At 69.9% G+C, this 19,721-nt stretch carries 19 protein-coding genes and 1 riboswitch; of the genes, 15 read left to right on the forward strand and 4 right to left on the reverse strand.

What is annotated here, in order from left to right:
- Window positions 1-46 precede the first annotated feature (46 nt).
- From coxB to ACIHAR_RS05860, 4 genes are all read left to right on the forward strand, one after another.
- Window positions 47-1,006, forward strand: a complete 960-nt coding sequence (gene coxB, locus ACIHAR_RS05845) for a cytochrome c oxidase subunit II (RefSeq protein ID WP_365461073.1) — start codon at window positions 47-49, stop codon at window positions 1,004-1,006.
- Window positions 1,003-2,739, forward strand: a complete 1,737-nt coding sequence (gene ctaD, locus ACIHAR_RS05850; RefSeq protein ID WP_365461075.1) for a cytochrome c oxidase subunit I — start codon at window positions 1,003-1,005, stop codon at window positions 2,737-2,739. The genes coxB and ctaD overlap by 4 nt, the downstream gene beginning before the upstream one ends.
- On the forward strand, window positions 2,736-3,134 hold the full coding sequence (locus ACIHAR_RS05855; RefSeq protein WP_365461077.1) for a cytochrome c oxidase subunit 4: 399 nt from the start codon (window positions 2,736-2,738) through the stop codon (window positions 3,132-3,134). Before ctaD ends, ACIHAR_RS05855 begins: the two co-directional genes overlap by 4 nt.
- Window positions 3,135-3,265: 131 nt before the next feature.
- Window positions 3,266-4,522, forward strand: coding sequence for an Ig-like domain-containing protein (locus tag ACIHAR_RS05860; RefSeq protein WP_365461079.1), 1,257 nt, complete (start codon window positions 3,266-3,268; stop codon window positions 4,520-4,522).
- Between the two features lie 58 nt (window positions 4,523-4,580).
- Here the strand turns inward: ACIHAR_RS05860 and ACIHAR_RS05865 are convergent, their stop codons facing one another.
- Window positions 4,581-4,982 (reverse strand): hypothetical protein, encoded by a 402-nt coding sequence (locus ACIHAR_RS05865; protein ID WP_365461081.1) that lies wholly within the window; start codon window positions 4,980-4,982, stop codon window positions 4,581-4,583.
- Window positions 4,983-5,177: 195 nt separating this feature from the next.
- On the opposite strand from ACIHAR_RS05865, the gene ACIHAR_RS05870 reads away from it, so the two are divergent.
- From ACIHAR_RS05870 to ACIHAR_RS05895, 6 genes are all read left to right on the forward strand, one after another.
- Window positions 5,178-5,798 carry a heme-copper oxidase subunit III gene (locus tag ACIHAR_RS05870; RefSeq protein WP_365461083.1) on the forward strand — a complete coding sequence of 207 codons (621 nt, stop codon included), beginning with the start codon at window positions 5,178-5,180 and terminating at the stop codon, window positions 5,796-5,798.
- Between the two features lie 65 nt (window positions 5,799-5,863).
- Window positions 5,864-6,676, forward strand: a complete 813-nt coding sequence (locus tag ACIHAR_RS05875) for a c-type cytochrome (RefSeq protein WP_365461085.1) — start codon at window positions 5,864-5,866, stop codon at window positions 6,674-6,676.
- Entirely contained in the window at window positions 6,673-7,731 is a 1,059-nt protein-coding gene (locus ACIHAR_RS05880; protein WP_365461086.1) for a Rieske 2Fe-2S domain-containing protein, read from the forward strand. Before ACIHAR_RS05875 ends, ACIHAR_RS05880 begins: the two co-directional genes overlap by 4 nt.
- Window positions 7,728-9,350 carry a cytochrome bc complex cytochrome b subunit gene (locus tag ACIHAR_RS05885; RefSeq protein WP_365461088.1) on the forward strand — a complete coding sequence of 541 codons (1,623 nt, stop codon included), beginning with the start codon at window positions 7,728-7,730 and terminating at the stop codon, window positions 9,348-9,350. The genes ACIHAR_RS05880 and ACIHAR_RS05885 overlap by 4 nt, the downstream gene beginning before the upstream one ends.
- A 140-nt stretch (window positions 9,351-9,490) precedes the next feature.
- Complete coding sequence (trpD, locus tag ACIHAR_RS05890) at window positions 9,491-10,555, forward strand: anthranilate phosphoribosyltransferase (RefSeq protein WP_365461089.1); 1,065 nt, start codon at window positions 9,491-9,493, stop codon at window positions 10,553-10,555.
- Between the two features lie 74 nt (window positions 10,556-10,629).
- Window positions 10,630-10,746, forward strand: a riboswitch (SAM riboswitch).
- A 357-nt stretch (window positions 10,747-11,103) separates the two neighbouring features.
- A complete protein-coding gene (locus ACIHAR_RS05895; protein WP_365461091.1) occupies window positions 11,104-12,465 on the forward strand; it encodes an aminotransferase class V-fold PLP-dependent enzyme in 1,362 nt (453 codons plus the stop codon).
- A 38-nt stretch (window positions 12,466-12,503) separates the two neighbouring features.
- Here ACIHAR_RS05895 and ACIHAR_RS05900 read toward each other — a convergent pair whose 3' ends face one another.
- On the reverse strand, window positions 12,504-12,785 hold the full coding sequence (locus tag ACIHAR_RS05900) for an Lrp/AsnC family transcriptional regulator (protein WP_073952588.1): 282 nt from the start codon (window positions 12,783-12,785) through the stop codon (window positions 12,504-12,506).
- Complete coding sequence (locus ACIHAR_RS05905; protein ID WP_365461093.1) at window positions 12,782-13,540, reverse strand: rhomboid family intramembrane serine protease; 759 nt, start codon at window positions 13,538-13,540, stop codon at window positions 12,782-12,784. The genes ACIHAR_RS05900 and ACIHAR_RS05905 overlap by 4 nt, the downstream gene beginning before the upstream one ends.
- Window positions 13,541-13,708: 168 nt before the next feature.
- Here ACIHAR_RS05905 and ACIHAR_RS05910 point away from each other — a divergent pair, with 168 nt between their 5' ends.
- The 5 genes from ACIHAR_RS05910 to ACIHAR_RS05930 all read left to right on the forward strand — a co-directional run bounded on the left by ACIHAR_RS05910 (window position 13,709) and on the right by ACIHAR_RS05930 (window position 19,118).
- Window positions 13,709-13,948, forward strand: coding sequence for a hypothetical protein (locus ACIHAR_RS05910; RefSeq protein WP_365461095.1), 240 nt, complete (start codon window positions 13,709-13,711; stop codon window positions 13,946-13,948).
- A 72-nt stretch (window positions 13,949-14,020) separates the two neighbouring features.
- On the forward strand, window positions 14,021-15,364 hold the full coding sequence (locus ACIHAR_RS05915; RefSeq protein WP_365461097.1) for an NYN domain-containing protein: 1,344 nt from the start codon (window positions 14,021-14,023) through the stop codon (window positions 15,362-15,364).
- Window positions 15,365-15,575: 211 nt separating this feature from the next.
- The gene (locus ACIHAR_RS05920; protein WP_365461099.1) at window positions 15,576-16,610 is read left to right on the forward strand and encodes an NlpC/P60 family protein; all 1,035 of its coding nucleotides are present in this window, start codon (window positions 15,576-15,578) and stop codon (window positions 16,608-16,610) included.
- Between the two features lie 200 nt (window positions 16,611-16,810).
- Window positions 16,811-17,821: an NlpC/P60 family protein gene (locus ACIHAR_RS05925; RefSeq protein ID WP_365461101.1), complete on the forward strand. Its 1,011-nt coding sequence runs from the start codon at window positions 16,811-16,813 to the stop codon at window positions 17,819-17,821.
- Window positions 17,822-17,906: 85 nt separating this feature from the next.
- Complete coding sequence (locus ACIHAR_RS05930) at window positions 17,907-19,118, forward strand: hypothetical protein (RefSeq protein ID WP_400017226.1); 1,212 nt, start codon at window positions 17,907-17,909, stop codon at window positions 19,116-19,118.
- Here ACIHAR_RS05930 and ACIHAR_RS05935 read toward each other — a convergent pair whose 3' ends face one another.
- Window positions 19,119-19,649, reverse strand: coding sequence for a PadR family transcriptional regulator (locus ACIHAR_RS05935; protein WP_365461105.1), 531 nt, complete (start codon window positions 19,647-19,649; stop codon window positions 19,119-19,121).
- Window positions 19,650-19,721: the final 72 nt, after the last annotated feature.

Genomic DNA, 19,721 nt, shown 5'->3' on the forward strand with positions numbered 1-19,721 from the left:
AAGGCCGCAGCCGACCGCGCGGGCGAGACTCTCGGGAAGGCGCTACGTGAGTCCCAACGGCTCCGACCGCTCGCCGCGGCGCCCGATGCGGCGGAAGCTGCTGCAGGCAATGACCGCGGGCCTGGTCCTGGCGACCGCCACCGGTTGCACATGGGAGGACTTCCCCCGCCTTGGTATGCCCACCCCCACCACGGAAGAGGCTCCGCGGATCCTCTCCCTGTGGCAGGGATCCTGGGCTGCCGCGCTCGCCGTCGGCGTGCTGGTGTGGGGCCTGATCCTGTGGAGTGCGATCTTCCACCGGCGCAGCCGCACCAAGGTGGAGATCCCTCCGCAGACTCGGTACAACATGCCGATCGAGGCCCTGTACACGGTGGTCCCCATCATCATCGTGTCGGTCCTCTTCTACTTCACGGCCCGTGACGAGTCGAAGCTCCTCAGCCTCGAGAAGAAGCCCGACGTCACGGTCAACGTGGTCGGCTTCCAGTGGAGCTGGTGCTTCAACTACGTCGAGAACGTCGACGGTTCGACCGGTGACGCGAAGACCGACGAGAACCTGGCCGCGATCCCGGACCGGTACAAGAAGGACTTCCCCGCCGACGCGGGCGGCGTCTACACCTGCGGTGTCCCCGGTGAGCGGAACCCGCAGACCAACAACCCCGGCCCGACCCTCTGGCTCCCCAAGGGCAAGACGGTCCGCTTCGTCCTCACCTCGCGTGACGTCATCCACTCCTTCTGGGTGGTGCCGTTCCTGATGAAGCAGGACGTCATCCCGGGCCACACCAATGCCTTCCAGGTGACCCCCAACAAGGAGGGCACCTTCCTGGGCAAGTGCGCCGAGCTCTGCGGCGTCGACCACTCCCGGATGCTGTTCAACGTGAAGGTCGTCTCGCCCGAGCGCTACGAGCAGCACCTCAAGGACCTCGCCAAGAAGGGGCAGACCGGTTACGTTCCCGCTGGCATCGAGCAGACGAGCCACGAGAAGGAACGGGAGTCGAACATCCTGTGAGCATCCTCAACGAACCCCAGGGTGCCGCGGCAGCAGGGTCCCACTATGAGGACGAGCTGCCGGTCCGGCGCCAGCGCCGCGGCGAAGTCGTCGTCAAGTGGCTGACCACCACCGACCACAAGACGATCGGCACGCTCTACCTCGTCACCTCGTTCGCGTTCTTCGTCATCGGTGGCGTGATGGCGCTGGTCATGCGCGCCGAGCTGGCCCGTCCGGGCCTGCAGATCATGTCGAACGAGCAGTTCAACCAGGCGTTCACGATGCACGGCACGATCATGCTGCTGATGTTCGCGACGCCGCTGTTCGCCGGCTTCGCGAACTGGATCATGCCGCTGCAGATCGGCGCGCCCGACGTGGCCTTCCCGCGGCTGAACATGTTCGCCTACTGGCTGTACCTGTTCGGCTCGCTCATCGCCGTCGCCGGCTTCCTCACCCCGCAGGGTGCGGCCGACTTCGGCTGGTTCGCCTACTCCCCGCTGTCGGACGCGGTCCGCAGCCCGGGCATCGGCGCCGACATGTGGATCATGGGTCTGGCCTTCTCCGGCTTCGGCACCATCCTCGGCTCGGTCAACTTCATCACCACGATCATCTGCATGCGCGCACCGGGCATGACCATGTTCCGCATGCCGATCTTCACCTGGAACGTCCTGCTGACCGGTGTCCTGGTCCTGCTGGCCTTCCCGGTCCTGGCGGCCGCGCTGTTCGCGCTGGAGGCGGACCGCAAGTTCGGCTCGCACATCTTCGACGCGGCCAACGGCGGTTCCCTGCTGTGGCAGCACCTCTTCTGGTTCTTCGGACACCCAGAGGTGTACATCATCGCCCTGCCGTTCTTCGGCATCATCTCCGAGGTCATCCCGGTCTTCTCCCGTAAGCCGATGTTCGGTTACATGGGCCTGATCGCCGCGACGATCTCGATCGCCGGTCTGTCCGTGACCGTGTGGGCGCACCACATGTACGTCACCGGCGGTGTGCTGCTGCCGTTCTTCTCCTTCATGACGTTCCTCATCGCCGTCCCGACCGGCGTGAAGTTCTTCAACTGGATCGGCACCATGTGGAAGGGCAGCCTGTCCTTCGAGACGCCGATGCTGTGGGCGACCGGCTTCCTGATCACCTTCACCTTCGGTGGTCTGACCGGTGTCATCCTGGCCTCGCCGCCGATGGACTTCCACGTGTCCGACTCGTACTTCGTGGTGGCGCACTTCCACTACGTCGTCTTCGGCACCGTCGTCTTCGCGATGTTCTCCGGCTTCCACTTCTGGTGGCCGAAGTGGACCGGCAAGATGCTCGACGAGCGCCTCGGCAAGATCACCTTCTGGACGCTGTTCATCGGCTTCCACGGCACCTTCCTGGTCCAGCACTGGCTGGGCGCCGAGGGCATGCCGCGCCGCTACGCGGATTACCTGGCCGCCGACGGCTTCACCGCCCTGAACACGATCTCGACGATCAGCTCGTTCGTGCTCGGCCTGTCGATCCTGCCGTTCTTCTACAACGTGTGGCGGACGGCCAAGTACGGCAAGCCGGTCGGCGTCGACGACCCGTGGGGCTACGGCCGCTCCCTGGAGTGGGCGACCTCCTGCCCGCCGCCGCGGCACAACTTCCTCACCCTGCCGCGGATCCGCAGCGAATCCCCGGCGTTCGACCTGCACCACCCTGAGATCGCCGCGCTCGAGCAGCTGGAGCACAGCGGTCACGGCGCCAGCGCCATCGCGGGCAGCAAGGAGGCCGGCAAGTGAAGATCCAGGGCAAGATGTTCATCTGGCTGAGCGTCTTCGTCCTCGCCATGGCGGTCGTCTATGGCGTGTGGTCGAAGGAGCCGGCCGGTACCACGGCCCTCTTCCTGGCCTTCGGCCTGTGCATCATGGTCGGCTTCTACCTGGGCTTCACCGCCCGGCGGGTCGACACCGGTGCCCAGGACAACAAGGAGGCGGACGTCGCGGACGACGCCGGCGAGCTGGGCTTCTTCAGCCCGCACAGCTGGCAGCCGCTCTCCCTGGCCATCGGCGGCGCCCTCTCCTTCCTGGCGGTCGCGGTCGGCTGGTGGCTGCTGTACTTCTCCCTCCCGCTGGTCATGATCGGCGTCTGGGGCTGGGTCTTCGAGTACTACCGCGGTGAGAACCGCACCCAGTAACACGCGCTGAGCGCCGCTGAGCCCGGACACTCCGTCAGGAGCGTCCGGGCTCACGCTTTTGCCGCAATCCGGATCCGCCATCCGTGTCTTCCAGCGCGCCACGGTTGACACCGCTCCCTAGCGTGATCCTCATGAGCCACGAACCCCGCCCCCGCACAGTCGTCAGCTGCACGCTGCTGGTGAGCGCCCTGGTCGCGGGCGCAATCGCCTGCGACTCGGACGGCAACCCCCTCGCCTCGCGTCCCTACGACGCGACCGACCGGATCTCCTTCGACGGCCCCCGCGGCGAGGGCCGGAAGGTCAGCCCGGACAAGCCCCTGCAGATCACCGCGGAGGAATCCGGCGACCGCATCACGGACGTCACCGCCGTGGACGCCTCAGGACGGTACGTGGCCGGCGAACTCGCGGCCGACGGGAGCCGCTGGCACAACACCGAGCCGCTCGCCGCCGACGCCCACTACACGGTCCGTGTGAGCACCGAGGACGAGGACGGCGCCCCCGGCCGCCGGGTGCTCACCTTCGACACCGGCAAGCCCACCACCAAGAAGCGCCTGACGGTCACGTTCGGCCCCAAGGCCGGCACCTACGGCGTCGGCCAGCCCGTCACCGCCGAGCTGAGCCAGCCCGTCAAGGACCCCGCCCAGCGCGCCGTCGTCGAACGGGCCCTCAAGGTCGACTCCAGGCCCTCGGTCGAGGGTGCCTGGCACTGGGTGGACGACAAGAAGCTCCACTACCGCCCGAAGGACTTCTGGCCCGCCCACGCCACGGTCCGCGTCCACAGCAACCTGGACGGCATACGGGTCGGCGAACGCCTCTGGGGCGGGCGGACGGAGGACCTCAGCCTCACCATCGGCGACCGCGTCATCGCCGTCACCGACGCCTCGTCGCACTCCCTGACCCTCTTCAAGAACGGCGAGGAGATCAAACGGATCCCCGTCACCACCGGCAAGCCCGGCTTCGAGACCCGCAACGGCGTCAAGGTCATCCTGGGCAAGGAGTACTTCGTACGGATGCGCGGCACCAGCATCGGCATAGCCGAGGGCTCCGCGGAGTCCTACGACCTGCCGGTCTACTACGCCACCCGGGTGACCTGGAGCGGCGAGTACGTCCACGCCGCCCCCTGGTCCGTCGGCTCCCAGGGCTACGCCAACGTCAGCCACGGCTGCACCGGCATGAGCACCGCGAACGCCGCCTGGTTCTTCGCGAACGTCCGCGAGGGCGACGTCGTCCAGGTCGTCAACAGCTACGGCCACACGATGGAGACCTTCGGCAACGGCTTCGGCGACTGGAACATCGACTGGGCGAAGTGGCGCACGGGCAGCGCGCTGACCAGCGGCGTGCAGAAGCCCGAACAGGACCCGTCCAGGCTCCGGCCGACGGCGCTGTAGGCGGCCCGGGGCGAGCCCGCCGAGGGCGAGGCCGCCCGAGGGACCGCCAGGCCCACCCCTAGGCGCTCAGAGCGCTCTTCCGGCGCAGGAGGGACGCCAGCGCCCCCGCGAACTCCACCGGCTCCACCGGCAGCGTCACGGCCGCGTCGGCACGACTCCAGGTGGCCAGCCACGCGTCCTGGGGCCGCCCCATGAGCAGCAGCACCGGCGGGCACCGGAACACCTCGTCCTTGATCTGCCGGCACAGTCCCATGCCCCCCATGGGCACGGCCTCGCCGTCCAGGACGACGACGTCGACGCCGCCGTGGTCCAGTTCCTTCAGCACGGCGGCCGGAGTGGCGCACTCGAGGAACTCGACCAGGGGCGCGTCCGGAGCCGGCCGTCGGCCGGAGGCCAGCCGCACCTGCTCGCGGGTGTTGGCGTCATCGCTGTAGACCAGCACCGTCGCGGTCGCCTGCATGGTTCCTCCACGCTCCTCAGAAGACACAGCCAAAGTCGGGAACTTCCGGGTACCGATGGGGCGGATGCTACTCCCCTCGACACCGTGTCAACACCTGTCCGAACACGGCTGCGATGGGCCATACGGGCACTACACAGGGTATGGACACTCCGAACGGCACCCCCCGGAGTGAGGGCGAGATAAGCGCCCGACATAATGTCGGTCGTGGCGACAGCAACGACAGTAGAAACCGGGCACGCGCACCCGTCGGTCAATCGACCGAACCTCACCAGCGTCGGAACCATCATCTGGCTGAGTTCCGAGCTGATGTTCTTCGCGGCCCTCTTCGCGATGTACTTCACCCTGCGATCGGTGACGGGGCCCGATTTCTGGAAGGAACAGGCCGACGCCCTGAACTTCCCGTTCTCGGCGACCAACACCACGATCCTGGTGCTCTCCTCCCTCACCTGCCAGCTCGGCGTCTTCGCCGCCGAGCGCGGTGACGTGAAGAAGCTCCGGGGCTGGTTCATCGTCACCTTCGTCATGGGTGCGATCTTCATCGGCGGCCAGGTGTACGAGTACACCGAGTTGGTCAAGCACGAGGGCCTCTCGCTCTCCTCCGACCCCTACGGCTCGGTCTTCTACCTGACCACCGGCTTCCACGGCCTGCACGTGACGGGCGGCCTGATCGCCTTCCTGCTGGTCCTCGGACGTACCTACGCGGCCAGGAGGTTCACCCACGAGCAGGCGACCGCCGCGATCGTCGTGTCCTACTACTGGCACTTCGTCGATGTCGTCTGGATCGGCCTCTTCGCCACGATCTACATGATCAAGTAGCCGGGCCCGAACCCGCACCCATCCCAGAAGCATCGACGCAGAAGATCCTGACACCGGGGTAATCCGTGAAAAAGCTCTCCGCACGACGACGCCATCCGATGGCGGCGCTCGTCGTCCTACTCCTCGCGCTGGCATGCACCGGGGGGCTGTACGCCGCGTTCGCACCCGCGAGCAAGGCGCAGGCAGACGAAACCGCCCAGTCCCTCGCCATCGACGAGGGCAAGAAGCTCTACGCCGTTGGCTGCGCCAGTTGCCACGGCACCGGCGGTCAGGGCACCTCCGACGGTCCGAGCCTCGTGGGCGTGGGCGCCGCGGCCGTCGACTTCCAGGTCGGCACCGGCCGTATGCCGGCCGCCACCTCGCAGGGCGCGCAGGTCCCGCGCAAGAAGAACATCTACACGCAGGCCCAGATCGACCAGCTCGCCGCGTACGTCGCCTCGCTGGGTGCCGGCCCGAACGTCCCGACCGAGGCCCAGTACGGTCCGGAGGGTGCGGACATCGCCAAGGGCGGTGACCTGTTCCGCACCAACTGCGCGCAGTGCCACAACTTCACCGGCAAGGGCGGTGCCCTGACCAAGGGCAAGTACGCGCCGACCCTCGAGGACGTGGACCCGAAGCACATCTACGAGGCCATGCAGACCGGCCCGCAGAACATGCCCTCCTTCCCCGACACCACCCTGTCGGAGCAGAACAAGAAGGACATCATCGCGTACCTGAACGCGGTCAACGGCAAGGACACGGCCAGCTACGGTGGTCTTGAGCTGGGCGGTATCGGCCCGGTCGCCGAGGGCCTGTTCGGCTGGATCTTCGGTCTGGGCGGTCTCATCGCCGTCGCCGTATGGGTTGCCGCTCGGACCGCAAAGGCCAAGAAGTCATGAGTAGCCAAGACATTCCAGAAGAGAACCTGCCCGCTGCGCAGGACCACGCCCACGGTGCCGTGAGCGTCGCGGACGAGAAGAACCCGTTCGCCGACCCGGGGCTGCCGCCCCACGAGCACCGGATGCAGGACGTCGACGAGCGGGCCGCCAAGCGGTCCGAGCGTACGGTCGCCTTCCTGTTCACGGTGTCGATGCTGGCCACCGTCGCCTTCATCGCCGCGTACGTGGCGATCCCGCACGACAAGACGGTCTACATCTTCCCGCTCGGCCACATCAGCGCGCTCAACTTCGCGCTCGGTGTGACCCTGGGTCTGTCCCTGTTCTGCATCGGCGCGGCCGCGGTCCACTGGGCCCGCACCCTGATGTCCGACGTGGAGATCGCCGACGAGCGACACCCGATCGAGGCGGCGCCCGAGGTCAAGGCCAAGGTCATGGCCGACTTCAAGCAGGGCGCCAAGGAGTCCGTGATCGGCCGGCGCAAGCTGATCCGCACCACGATGTTCGGCGCGCTGGCCCTGTTCCCGCTCTCCGGCGTCGTCCTGCTGCGCGACCTCGGCCCGCTGCCCGAGGAGAAGCTGCGCCACACGCTGTGGGGCAAGGGCAAGCTGCTCGTCAACATGAACACCAACGAGCCGCTGCGTCCCTCGGACGTCGCGGTCGGCTCCCTCACCTTCGCCAAGCCGGAGGGCCTGGAGGAGCACGATCACAACTTCCAGACCGAGATCGCCAAGGCCGCCCTGATGATCGTCCGGATCCAGCCGGAGAACATCAAGGACAAGCGCGAGCTCGAGTGGTCGCACGAGGGCATCGTGGCGTACTCGAAGATCTGCACCCATGTCGGTTGCCCGATCTCGCTGTACGAGCAGCAGACGCACCACGTGCTGTGCCCCTGCCACCAGTCCACCTTCGACCTGTCCGACGGTGCCCGAGTGATCTTCGGCCCGGCCGGTCACGCCCTGCCGCAGCTGCGCATCGGCGTGAACGACGAGGGCTACCTCGAGGCGCTCGGCGACTTCGAAGAGCCCGTCGGTCCTGCCTTCTGGGAGCGCGGATGAGTAACAACGACGACCGCCGCAAGGCACCCGCGGGCGAGCGGGTCGCCGACTGGGCCGACGGTCGGCTGGGGATCTACTCCCTGGCCAAGGCCAACATGCGCAAGATCTTCCCGGACCACTGGTCCTTCATGCTGGGTGAGATCTGCCTCTACAGCTTCATCATCATCATCCTCACGGGTGTGTACCTGACGCTGTTCTTCCACCCGTCGATGAACGAGGTGGAGTACCACGGCAGCTACGTCCCGCTGCAGGGCCAGCTGATGTCGGAGGCGTTCAGCTCCACGCTGCACATCTCCTTCGACGTCCGCGGTGGTCTGCTGATCCGGCAGATCCACCACTGGGCCGCGGTGATCTTCCTCGCCGGCATGTTCGTGCACATGATGCGCGTCTTCTTCACGGGCGCCTTCCGCAAGCCGCGCGAGATCAACTGGCTGTTCGGCTTCCTGCTGTTCGTCCTGGGCATGTTCACCGGTTTCACCGGCTACTCGCTCCCCGACGACCTGCTCTCCGGCACCGGTGTCCGCTTCACCCAGGGCGCGATCCTGTCCGTGCCGATCGTCGGCACGTACATCTCGATGTTCCTGTTCGGCGGGGAGTTCCCGGGCGGCGACTTCGTCGCACGGTTCTACTCCATCCACATCCTGCTGCTGCCGGGCATCATGCTCGGTCTGGTGGTCGGCCACCTGATCCTGGTCTTCTACCACAAGCACACGCAGTTCGCGGGTCCCGGACGCACCAACAAGAACGTCGTCGGCATGCCGCTGCTGCCGGTCTACATGGCCAAGGCCGGAGGTTTCTTCTTCCTGGTCTTCGGTTTCACCGCGCTGCTCGCCGGCATCGCGTCCATCAACCCGATCTGGGTCCTGGGCCCCTACCGTCCGGACCAGGTGTCCACCGGCGCCCAGCCCGACTGGTACATGGGCTTCGCCGAGGGTCTGGTCCGCGCCATGCCGGGCTGGGAGATCAACTTCTGGGGTCACACGCTCGTCCTGGGTGTGTTCATCCCGCTGGTGCTCTTCGGTCTGTTCCTCGCCGTGATCGCGCTGTACCCGTTCATCGAGTCCTGGATCACGGGCGACAAGCGCGAGCACCACATCCTGGACCGGCCGCGCAACGCCCCGACCCGTACGGCCTTCGGTGTCGCCTGGGTCACCGGCTACATGATCATGCTGATCGGTGGTGGCAACGACATCATCGCCACCCACTTCCACCTGTCGATCAACGCGGTCACCTGGTTCGTCCGGATCGGCTTCTTCGCCGGACCGGTCCTGGCCTTCGTCATCACCAAGCGGATCTGCCTCGGCCTCCAGCGCCGCGACAAGGACAAGGTGCTGCACGGTCGCGAGACCGGCACCATCAAGCGCCTGCCGCACGGTGAGTTCATCGAGGTCCACGAGCCGCTCAGCCAGGAGCAGCTGTACACGCTCACGTCGCACGAGCAGTACGCCCCGGTCGAGCTCGGCCCGGCGGTCGACGAGAACGGCGTCGAGCGCAAGCTGAAGCGCTCCGAGAAGGTCCGCGCCAAGCTGAGCAACGCGTACTACGGCGAGGAGAGCCAAATCCCCAAGCCGACCGTCGAGGAGTACAAGGAGATCACGAGCGGCCACGGCCACCACTGATCACTGCGTCGCCACGTCACGCCGAAGGGCCCCGTCCGAACACCGGACGGGGCCCTTCGCCGTGCCCCCCGGCTGGATAGGGTGGACCCGTTGAGACGCGTGTCCCGAAGAGCGGGACCGCACGGAACCAGGAGCGGCTTATGAGCGCTGTGACCCCCGCTGGAGGCGACACCGCGGCGGGCCGTTCCTGGCCCAGGCTGCTGAACGGCCTGCTGGACGGCCACGACCTCACCGCGGACGACACCGCCTGGGCGATGGACCTGATCATGCGCGGCGAGGCGACCGACGCGCAGATCGCCGGGTTCGCGGTGGCGCTGCGCGCCAAGGGCGAGACCGTCGCGGAGATCACCGGGCTGGTACGGACCATGTACGAGCACGCGAACGTGATCGAGGTGCCGGGGCGGACCGTCGACATCGTCGGTACCGGCGGCGACGGCGCGAAGACCGTGAACATCTCCACGATGTCGTCGATCGTCATCGCCGGCACGGGCGCGAAGGTCGTCAAGCACGGCAACCGGGCCGCGTCCTCCGCGTCCGGCGCCTCGGACGTCCTGGAGAAGCTGGGCGTCAATCTCGAACTGACGCCGAAGCGGGTCGCCGAGGTGGCCGAGGAGGCCGGGATCACCTTCTGCTTCGCGATCAAGTTCCACCCGGCGCTGCGTCATGTGGCCGCCGCGCGCGGGCAGTTGGGCATCCGGACGACCTTCAACGCCCTCGGCCCGCTGACCAACCCGGCGAAGGTGAAGGCCCAGGCGGTGGGGGTCGCCGACCCGCGCATGGCCCCGCTCATCGCCGGGGTCTTCGCCGAGCGCGGCAACTCCTCCCTCGTGTTCCGGGGCGACGACGGCTTCGACGAGCTGACGACCACGTCCACCTCCCGGGTGTGGATCGTCCGTGACGGCAAGGTCACCGAGGAGACCTTCGACCCCCGGGACGTCGGCATCCGACTGGTTCCGGTCGAGGCGCTGCGGGGAGCGGACCCCTCGTACAACGCCGAGGTCGCGCGACGGCTCCTGGAGGGCGAGACGGGCCCCGTGCGGGACGCCGTCCTGCTGAACTCCGCCGCCGCCCTGGCGGCGCTGGATCCGACCGACGCGCCGCTGGCCGAGCAGATCCGCGCCGGTATGGAGAAGGCGGCGCAGTCCATCGACTCCGGGGCGGCCAAGCGGGCGCTGGAGCGCTGGGTGGCGGCCAGCAACGCGTGACGGACGAACGGCGCGGTCCCGCGATCCGGACAGGAGTTGCGGGACCGCGATCAGTTCACGTACGTTCCTGTCCAGGTCATGAGTGACAGTCATGAGGCCCCGGCCGACTGTCCGGCAACCCTCCGTCCGTGGCGGGGTGCCCCGGGTGAAGACCAGGTCGTAGGCAGCGAGGTCTACGGCAAGCGCGGACCCCTCGCGAAACCAGGGGTCCTGGTCGTCGAGGAGCCTCCCGTGAGCAAGCGAATGCGCTAGGGCCTGTCTGGCCATGCCCGTCTGCACCGCGGCGCCATGCACGCACTCTCGCCGCACCGGGCACAGCCCCGAGTACACCCAGTACGAGGGTCTGCGCCCGGCCCGCCGAGAGCACGCACCTGACGCCGCGGTGCCGCCCTCCGGGCGACGACGGGAATGGTCGGACAGGCCCCAGGGCCGCAGAGCCCCGCCTCCGCATTCCCCTTCACCTCTTCTCCCACGCCGAGTCGTGCCGCGGTGTCCGTGCGCACGTGTGCTCGCGTGGTGATTCCGCCTGCCTTTCACGGGAGTTCACCATGTCCGTCTCCACCGCTGCCGCCGCCCAGGCCGTTTGTGCCCCGCTGCCCGTTCTGGGCCGGGACGTCACCGTTCCACTCGTCACGGGTGGCGAGGTCACCTACGCGGCGCTCGACTACGCGGCCAGCGCCCCCGCCCTGCAGCGCGTCTGGGACGACGTGGCGGCCTACGCCCCGTACTACGGCAGCGTCCACCGCGGCGCCGGCTACCTCTCCCAGCTCTCCACGGACCTCTTCGAGAACGCCCGCCGGACGGTCGCGGAGTTCCTCGACTGCCGTGAGGACGACCAGCTGGTCTTCACCCGCTCCACCACGGACTCCCTGAACCTGCTGGCCCGGGCCCTCCCGGCCGGCTGCCAGGTCTTCGTCTTCGAGACCGAGCACCACGCCTCCCTGCTGCCCTGGAAGGACGCCCACGTCACCTACCTCGACGCCCCGCGCACCCCGCGCCAGGCCGTGGACACCCTGGAACGCGCCCTCGCCGACCGCGACCCGTACGGCCCGGCCCTGGTCTGCGTGACCGGCGCCTCGAACGTCACCGGCGAGCTGTGGCCGGTCCGCGAGCTGGCCGCGGCCGCCCACGCCCACGGCGCCCGCATCGTCCTGGACGCCGCCCAGCTCGCCCCCCACCACCCGGTGTCCGTGCGCGACCTCGACGTCGACTGGGTCGCCTTCTCCGGGCACAAGCTGTACGCCCCCTTCGGCTCCGGCGTCCTGGCCGGCCGTGCCGACTGGCTGCGCGCGGCCGAGCCCTACCTCGCGGGCGGCGGCGCCAGCCGCAGGGTCACCCGGCGCGAGGACGGGGGAGTGGACGTGGAGTGGCACGAGAACGCCGCGCGGCACGAGGCGGGCTCCCCGAACGTCATCGGCGCCTACGCCGTCGCCTCCGCCTGCAAGGCCCTCACCGAGGCCGGCTTCGACACCCTGGTCGCCCGCGAGCGGCACCTGATCGACAAGGTGCGCGCGGGCCTGGCCGAGGTCCCCGAGGTGCGCGTCCTGTCCCTCTTCGGCGACGACGCCCCGCGCGTGGGCGTCATCTCCTTCGTCGTCGACGGCTGGAACAGCTCCCACTTCGCCGCCGCCCTCTCCGCCGAGTACGGCATCGGCGTCCGCGACGGCCTGTTCTGCGCCCACCCGCTGGTGCGCACCCTGCTGGGCGGCGACCCCCAGGCCCAGGGCGAGTGCGGCGCCCCCGAGGCCGCCCCGGGCGAGAGGTCCCTCAACGCGATCCGGGTGAGTTTCGGCGCGGGCACCCCCGACGAGCACGTGGAGCGTTTCGTCGCCGCCGTGAAGGAACTGGTGGCCGACGGCGCGCAGTGGACGTACAGGACGGAGGACGGCCGCTGTGTCCCGGCCGTGTGACCGGCGCCCCCGCAGGTCAGTGGCCGGTCTTCACCCGGTCAGGAGTCCAGCCCGATGGCGAACGCCGCCTCGAGGTCGTGCTGCGAGTACGTACGGAACGCCACGTGCGTGTCCGTCGCCTCGACACCGGGGATCTTGCTGATCCGCCCCGGGATGACCTCCGCCAGGTCCTCGTGCTGCCGCACCCGCACCATGGCGATCAGGTCGTAGGTGCCGGTGACGGAGAAGACCTCGCTCACGGAGTCCAGCGAAGCGATCCGCTCCGCGATCTCGGGGATCCGGTCCACGCTGGTCTTGATGAGGACGATCGCGGTGATCACGGCTGGTTCTCTCCCTCGGGGGCCGGAGCTGGGGCGGACTTCACTCTAGTCGTCCCGCCGAACCGGGCCCACGCGAAGGTGAAGCCCAGGCCGAAGCCCAGCAGGTGCGCCAGATAGGCCACACCCGGCCCCGGTCCGGCCCGCTCCGCCGCCAGCCACTGCAGGGCCGCCCAGAAGGGCAGCACCACCCAGGCCGGGAAGCGCAGCGGCAGGAAGAAGAGGAACGGCAGGAGACTGGTGACGCGCGCCCGGGGAAACAGGTAGAGGAACGCGCCGAGGACCGCCGAGATCGCCCCCGAGGCTCCGACCAGGGACTGGTCGGAGTCGGCGTGGGCGGCGGCGTAGCCCACCAGGGCCAGGTAGCCGCAGCCGAGGTAGAAGAGCGTGAACTGGACGCGGCCCATCCGGTGCTCGGTCATCGCCCCGAAGACGTAGAGGAAGAGCATGTTGCCCAGCAGGTGCACCCAGCTGCCGTGGACGAACAGAGCTGTCGCGGGGGTGAGGGCGGTGGCGGCCGCGCCCTCGAACAGCTCGGCCGGGATCACGCCCCAGCGGCGGAAGTAGGCCCGCTGGACGGCGAGCAGCTCCTCGTCGGTGCCGTACGACGGATCGAGGCCCGAGGCGGGGCCGATCACGAAGACCAGACAGCACAGGGCGATCAGGCCGTACGTCACCGGCGCCGCCGGCCGCCGGATCGCGCGGCCCACGGCTTCACGCACGGCCCTGCTCAGGGACCCGCTCCAGTCGCCGATCATGAACAGAGCATGACGTAACGGGACGCACTGACCCGGACCGCCTCGCCGCCGTGGACGGATGGGCGACGAGTACCCGCCAGGCCGTAGGGTTACGAGCCACATGGACCGGGGAGCCTGGGCGCGACCCGGTGCCACAAGGCCGACACTAGAAGGAAGCGGACAGTCACGATGACGGTTCCCCTGCCGACCGCCAGCACGCGGTGGCGCTGCACGCTGTGCGGCAACCTCACCCGGTTCGACGTGACGCGCTCGTCGAAGGTCGTCGAGTACGTCCACCTCGATCTCGCCGGCGAGCCGACGGTCGAGGAGCGCCAGGTGGTCAGTGAGACCATCGAGTCGGTGCGGTGCCGCTGGTGCAACGCCGTGGATCAGGTGGAACTCGTGGACCGGCCGGGCGCCGGCTCCTGACGACGGGGGTCCCCCCGCTCGAGCGAAGTCGAGGGTGGGGGAGGGCCCAGCTCAGAAATTGGGGTGTGACGGATGGTGGAGAGCGCAGGCGGGGGGCCGGGCGACGGCGCCGCTGAGGTGCTCGACCGTCCGCTGCCCGACGGGGTGCGCCGCCGGGTCGTCCAGATCGTCTCGGACGCCTTCGGCGGGCTGACCGTCGGCGAACTGCCCGCCCAGTTGCGGCAGTACGCCCGGTTCGCCCCGAACCGGCGGGCCAAGTTCGCGGGCAACGCGATGGCCGCCGCGCTGGAGACCGACCCGCTGTTCCGGCAGCGCATCGCCGAGAAGTTCAGAGAGGCCCAGCCGGAACTGTCCGGCGCCCTCGACTCCGGCTCGCCGCCCCCGGCCGCGGACCCGCTCGACGTGGCGGCCGCGGCCTACGTACTGCGGCCCACCGACTGGGTCAAGCTGGTTACCGCGGCCGGTGAGGAGGCGCAGCGGGCGGACGCCGAGCGCGCCGACGAGGAGAGCCGCGCGGAGCTGGAGCGGCTGCGCGAGCAGCTCGCCCAGGCTCGGGAGCAGACCCGCGCCGAGACCGAACGGCTGCGCACCGAGCTGGAGGCCGCGAAGAAGGAGGCCGAATCGCTGCATCGCAAGCTGCGTTCGGCCCTCAGCGACGTCAAGCGCGGTGAGGCCGCGCTGCGCAAGATGCACGGCGAGATCGAGGCCGTGCGCGCCGAGGGGCACGCGCAGCTGTCCGCGGCCGAGAGCGAGGCGCGGCGGCTGAAGGCGCGGCTCGGGGAGACGGAGGCCGCGCTGGAGGCCGCTCGGCGGGCGGCGCGCGAGGGGCGCAGCGTCGAGGACATGCGGGTGCGGCTGCTGGTGGACACCCTGCTGGACGCGGCCCAAGGGCTGCGCAGGGAGCTGGCGTTGCCGCCCGTGTCGGTGCGGCCGGCGGAGACCGTGGATGCGGTCGAACCGGGACGAATGACCCCGAAGGACATCGCCGCTCGCGCGCTGTCCGAGAACGACCCGGCGATTCTCGACCAGTTGCTCGCCCTGCCGCAGGCGCATCTCGTCGTCGACGGCTACAACGTCACCAAGACCGGCTATCCGCAGATGCCGTTGGAGAAGCAGCGGCTGCGGCTGCTCGGGCAGCTCTCGCAGCTCGCCGCGCAGACCGGCGCCGAGGTCACCTGTGTCTTCGACGGGGCCGAACTGGCCGCGCCGGTGCTGCTCGCGCCGCCGCGCGGCGTGCGGGTGCTGTTCTCCAAGCCGGGCGTGACCGCCGACGAGCTCATCCGCCAGCTCGTGCGGGCCGAGCCGCCCGGCCGTCCGGTCATCGTCGCCTCGACCGACCGCGAGGTGGCCGACGGGGTCGCCAGGGCGGGCGCCCGGCCCGTCGCATCTGCGGTACTCCTGAAGCGACTGACCTGAACGTCAACGTACAGGCTCAATGCCCGAATTGGCGGGATCGTCACGCAACGTAGCGTCAACCGGGCGTCACTGCATGTGGGTTGGGCGTAAAGAATGCGTTGCGGCACCCACTTTTTTGGTGCCAGGATTTGAAGTGATCACAAGAAGGTCACTAGGGTCTGCCATCGAACCTCCGCCCGAGTGATCACTCACAAGAAGGAGCTCGTCCTCCGTGGCGTCCCACCGTCGACCCAAGCAACCGAGTCGCGCACGCGTGACCGTGCTGACCACCGCGGCCGCCGCCGCCGTCGCCCTCAGCTCGCAGGCCGCCAATGCCGCGCCCAGCGAGAAGCCCAGCAAGGACGAGGTCAAGACCAAGGTCGACAAGCTCTACGAAGAGGCCGAGCAGGCCACCGAGAAGTACAACGGGGCCAAGGAGAAGCAGGAGAAGCTCCAGAAGGAGATCTCCACCATCCAGGACAACGTCGCGCGCGGCCAGGAAGAGCTCAACGCGCTGCGCGACGGCATCGGCCTGGCGGCCGCCGCCCAGTACCGCACGGGCAGCATCGACTCCTCCCTCCAGCTCTTCCTGTCGTCGGACCCGGACGACTACCTGGACAAGGCGTCCACCGCCGACCAGCTCAGCGCCCAGCAGGTCGAGGCGCTGAAGAAGATCCAGGAGAAGCAGCGCGAGCTCGCCCAGGACCGTTCCGAGGCGTCCGACAAGCTCAAGGACCTCGCCTCCACCCGGACCGAGCTGGGCAAGAAGAAGAAGGAAGTCCAGGCCAAGCTCGCCGAGGCGCAGAAGCTCCTCAACACGCTGACGGCCGAGGAGAAGGCCGAGCTGGCCGCCGCCGACGCCCGCGCCAGCCGCTCCGCGAGCGAGCGCGTCGACCTCGGCAACACCGCCCCCGCCTCCGGCCGGGCCATGGCCGCCTTCCAGGCCGCCCAGAGCAAGATCGGCTCGCCCTACGTCTACGGCGCCTCCGGCCCGAACTCCTTCGACTGCTCGGGCCTGACCTCCTGGGCCTTCGCCCAGGCCGGCGTCGGCATCCCGCGCACCTCGCAGGCCCAGGCCAACGCCGGGACGCGCATCTACTCCCAGTCCGACCTCAAGGTCGGCGACCTGGTCATCTTCTACGGCGACCTGCACCACGTCGGCTTCTACGCGGGCAACGGCCAGGTGCTGCACGCCCCGCGCAGCGGCACGGTCGTGCGCTACGAGTCGATCAACAACATGCCCTTCCAGTTCGGCGTCCGGATCTGAGCACCCTCGAGATCACACCGCCCAAGCGCCCGAACGGGCGAATCACGACGCCGTGAACTGACCCCGCGCCCCGCCGATGACCTGCGTTCAGAGGCGGGGCGTCACGGTGCGTGGCCACGGACGTCTTTGGTGGGCCCCCGGTCACGGGGCTACTGTCTGCCGCGTTTCCTCGTCCGCCAGTGGAAGGAGCGCGGCTTCCCGTGGGGTCCCATCGCCGCTTTGCACCGTCCGGGTTCGACCGGGGCGCCGTGTGCGTCCTGTCCACCACGGCCGCCGCCCTCGGCGCCCTCTCCGCCGCCGTACCGACCCAGGCCGCGCCGTACGACGACACCCGGGCCGAGGTGGACCGCCTCTACGAGGAGGCCGAGAAGGCCACCGAGGCCTTCAACAAGGCCGGCGAGCGGGCGGGCACGCTGCGGCGGCAGGTCGGTGACGCGCAGGACCGGATCGCCCGCCAGCAGGCGCACATCAACGACCTGCGCGCACACCTCGGCGCGCTGGCCGGCGCGCAGTACCGCTCCGGCGGCCTCGACCCGTCCCTGGCCCTGCTGTTCTCCGAGGACCCGGACGACTACCTCGACACGGCGGCCGTCCTCGACCGGATCACCCTCCACCAAGCCGGAGAGCTGAAGGACCTTCAGGACGCGCTGCGCGAACTGGGCCAGGAGCGCGCCGAGGCCACCCGCAAGCTCGGCGAACTGGAGAAGAGCCGCAAGGCCGTCGCGCGGCACAAGCGGACCGTCGAGCAGAAGCTCGCCCAGGCCCGCCGGCTGCTGAACTCTCTGCCGTCCGCCGAGCGCGCCGCCTACGACCGGGCCTCCCGCTCCGGCCGCATGCCCGGCCTCGGGGACGCCGCCCCGGCCTCGGGACGCGCGGCCGCCGCCGTGGCCGCCGCCCGCTCCGCGCTCGGCAGGCCGTACGTCTGGGGTGCCAACGGTCCCTCCGGCTTCGACTGCTCCGGCCTGACGCAGTGGTCGTACGCGCAGGCCGGCGTCTCCCTCCCGCGCACCTCCCAGGCCCAGGCGCACGCCGGCCGGCGGGTGCCCCTCTCCCAGGCGCGCCCCGGGGACCTGGTCACCTACCGCTCCGACGCCAGCCACGTCGGCATGTACGTCGGCAACGGGCAGGTCATCCACGCTCCCTACCCGGGGGCGCCGGTGCGCTACGACCCGGTGGGCATGATGCCCGTGTCGGCGGTGACGCGGCCCTGACGAGGCGCTCGGCCACCGCCGGCGGAGAGCGCGCGGGCGGTTCGGCCGGGTTCCGCTTCGGGCGGGGGGCCGTACGATCGGGAGGATGGCTGGTCGGAGGCGGACGGACGGATCCCGGTGTACAGGGGTGGGGCGGCTGCTCGTCTGCGCGGTGCTGCTGCTCGTCCCCCTCGTGGGATGCGGCGGGCAGCCCGGGACGGACCGCGCGCGGGCCGACGTGCAGCGGGTGCTCGACCGGCGGGCCGCCGCGGTGCTGGCCCACGACGAGGACGCGTTCGCCGCCACGGGCGACCGCACCGGGTACACGCGGCTGCGGGCCGTGCCGCTGGCCGCCTGGTCGTACCGGGTCACCGCCGTCCACCGCAGCGGCGACACCGCCACCGCCGACGCCGAGCTGAGCTACCGCGTCCAGGGCTACGACAGGGCCCCGGTGACCGCGGCCCGCAGTGTGCGGCTGACCCGTGCCGCCGACGGGCGGTGGACCGTGGCCTCCGAGCGGCCGGGGAAGAAGGCCGGCGAGCAGTTGTGGGACCAGGGGACCGTGGCCGTCGTCCGCGGCGCGCACAGTCTCGTCCTGGGCGTCGGGCAGACGGACGCCCGGCTGCGGGCCTTCGCCGACCTGGCCGACCGGGCGGTCCCGGCGGTCTCCGCGGCGTGGGGCGCCGACTGGGCGCGGCACGTCGTGCTGCTCGTCCCGAAGTCGCTGGACGGCATGGCGGCCCTGCTCGGCTCGCCCGCCTCCTCCTACCGCGGGATCGCCGCGGTCACCACGGGCGAGACGGGCGGCGCGGCCAGGGCGCCGGCGGACCGGGTCGTCCTCAACCCGGACGCGTACGGCGTGCTGGGTCCGGTCGGGCAACAGGTCGTGCTCACCCACGAGACCACCCATGTCGCCACCCGCGCCCACACCAACGCCGCCACCCCGCTGTGGCTGTCGGAGGGCTACGCCGACTGGGTCGGCTACCGCGGCACCGGACGCACCCCGAAGGAGGTCGCTCCCGAGCTGGCGAACGCCGTCGCGCGGGGGAAGGCCCCGGCGGAGCTGCCCGTCGACGCGGACTTCGGTTTCGCCGGTGACGCGAACCGGCTGGCGCGGGCGTACGAGGGCGGCTGGCTGGCCTGCCGGATGATCGCCGAGCGGTGGGGCGAGGCGCGGCTGGAGGCGTTCTACCGGGCGGTCGGGGAGCACGGGAAGCGGGACGGCGCGGTCGAGGGCGCGATGGACGGCGTCCTGGGGACCACGGTCGAGGACTTCACCGCCGACTGGCGGCAGTACCTGCACGACCGGCTGGGCTGATCAGCCGGCCTCGTCGAGGTGCGCGATCGCCTCGCGCAGCCACGCCCGCTCCGCCTGGCCCGTCGCCCGCGCCACCCGCAGCATGCCCTGCCGGAACAGGTCCCCGGCCTGCTCGGCCCGTACCGGCTCGCCGTCGTCGTAGAAGAAGCTCGCCGGCGTCTCCAGGAACTCCAGCCGGCGACGCAGCACCGCCGCCTGCTCGCGCCGGTCGGGCAGGTGGCGCAGGAAGGCGAGGACGGTGTTGAAGCGGACCTGGTCGGTGATCTCGCTCTGCTTCGGGTGGCGCAGCCGCTCCAGCAGGTCCGCGCGGCCGGCGTCCGTCAGGGACAGCACCCGGCGCGGAGCCGCACTCGCGCCCTCCTCCGTGCGCTGGTCGAGCTTGCCGGCCGCGACCAGGCGGGTGATCGCCGGGTAGAGGGCGCCGTCGCTCACCGGGCGGACGTGCCCGCTCAGCGCCTTGATGCGCTCCTTCAGTTGGTAGCCGTGCAGGGGGTGTTCGGCGAGGAAGCCGAGGATCGACAGCTCCAGCATCGGGCGGGCTCCTCCTTGCGGTCACGGAGCACTCATGCTACCTCTGTCCGAGCTACCTCGGTTAGAGGTAGC

The organism is Streptomyces sp. NPDC052016, assembly GCF_044548445.1.
Lineage (GTDB): Bacteria > Actinomycetota > Actinomycetes > Streptomycetales > Streptomycetaceae > Streptomyces.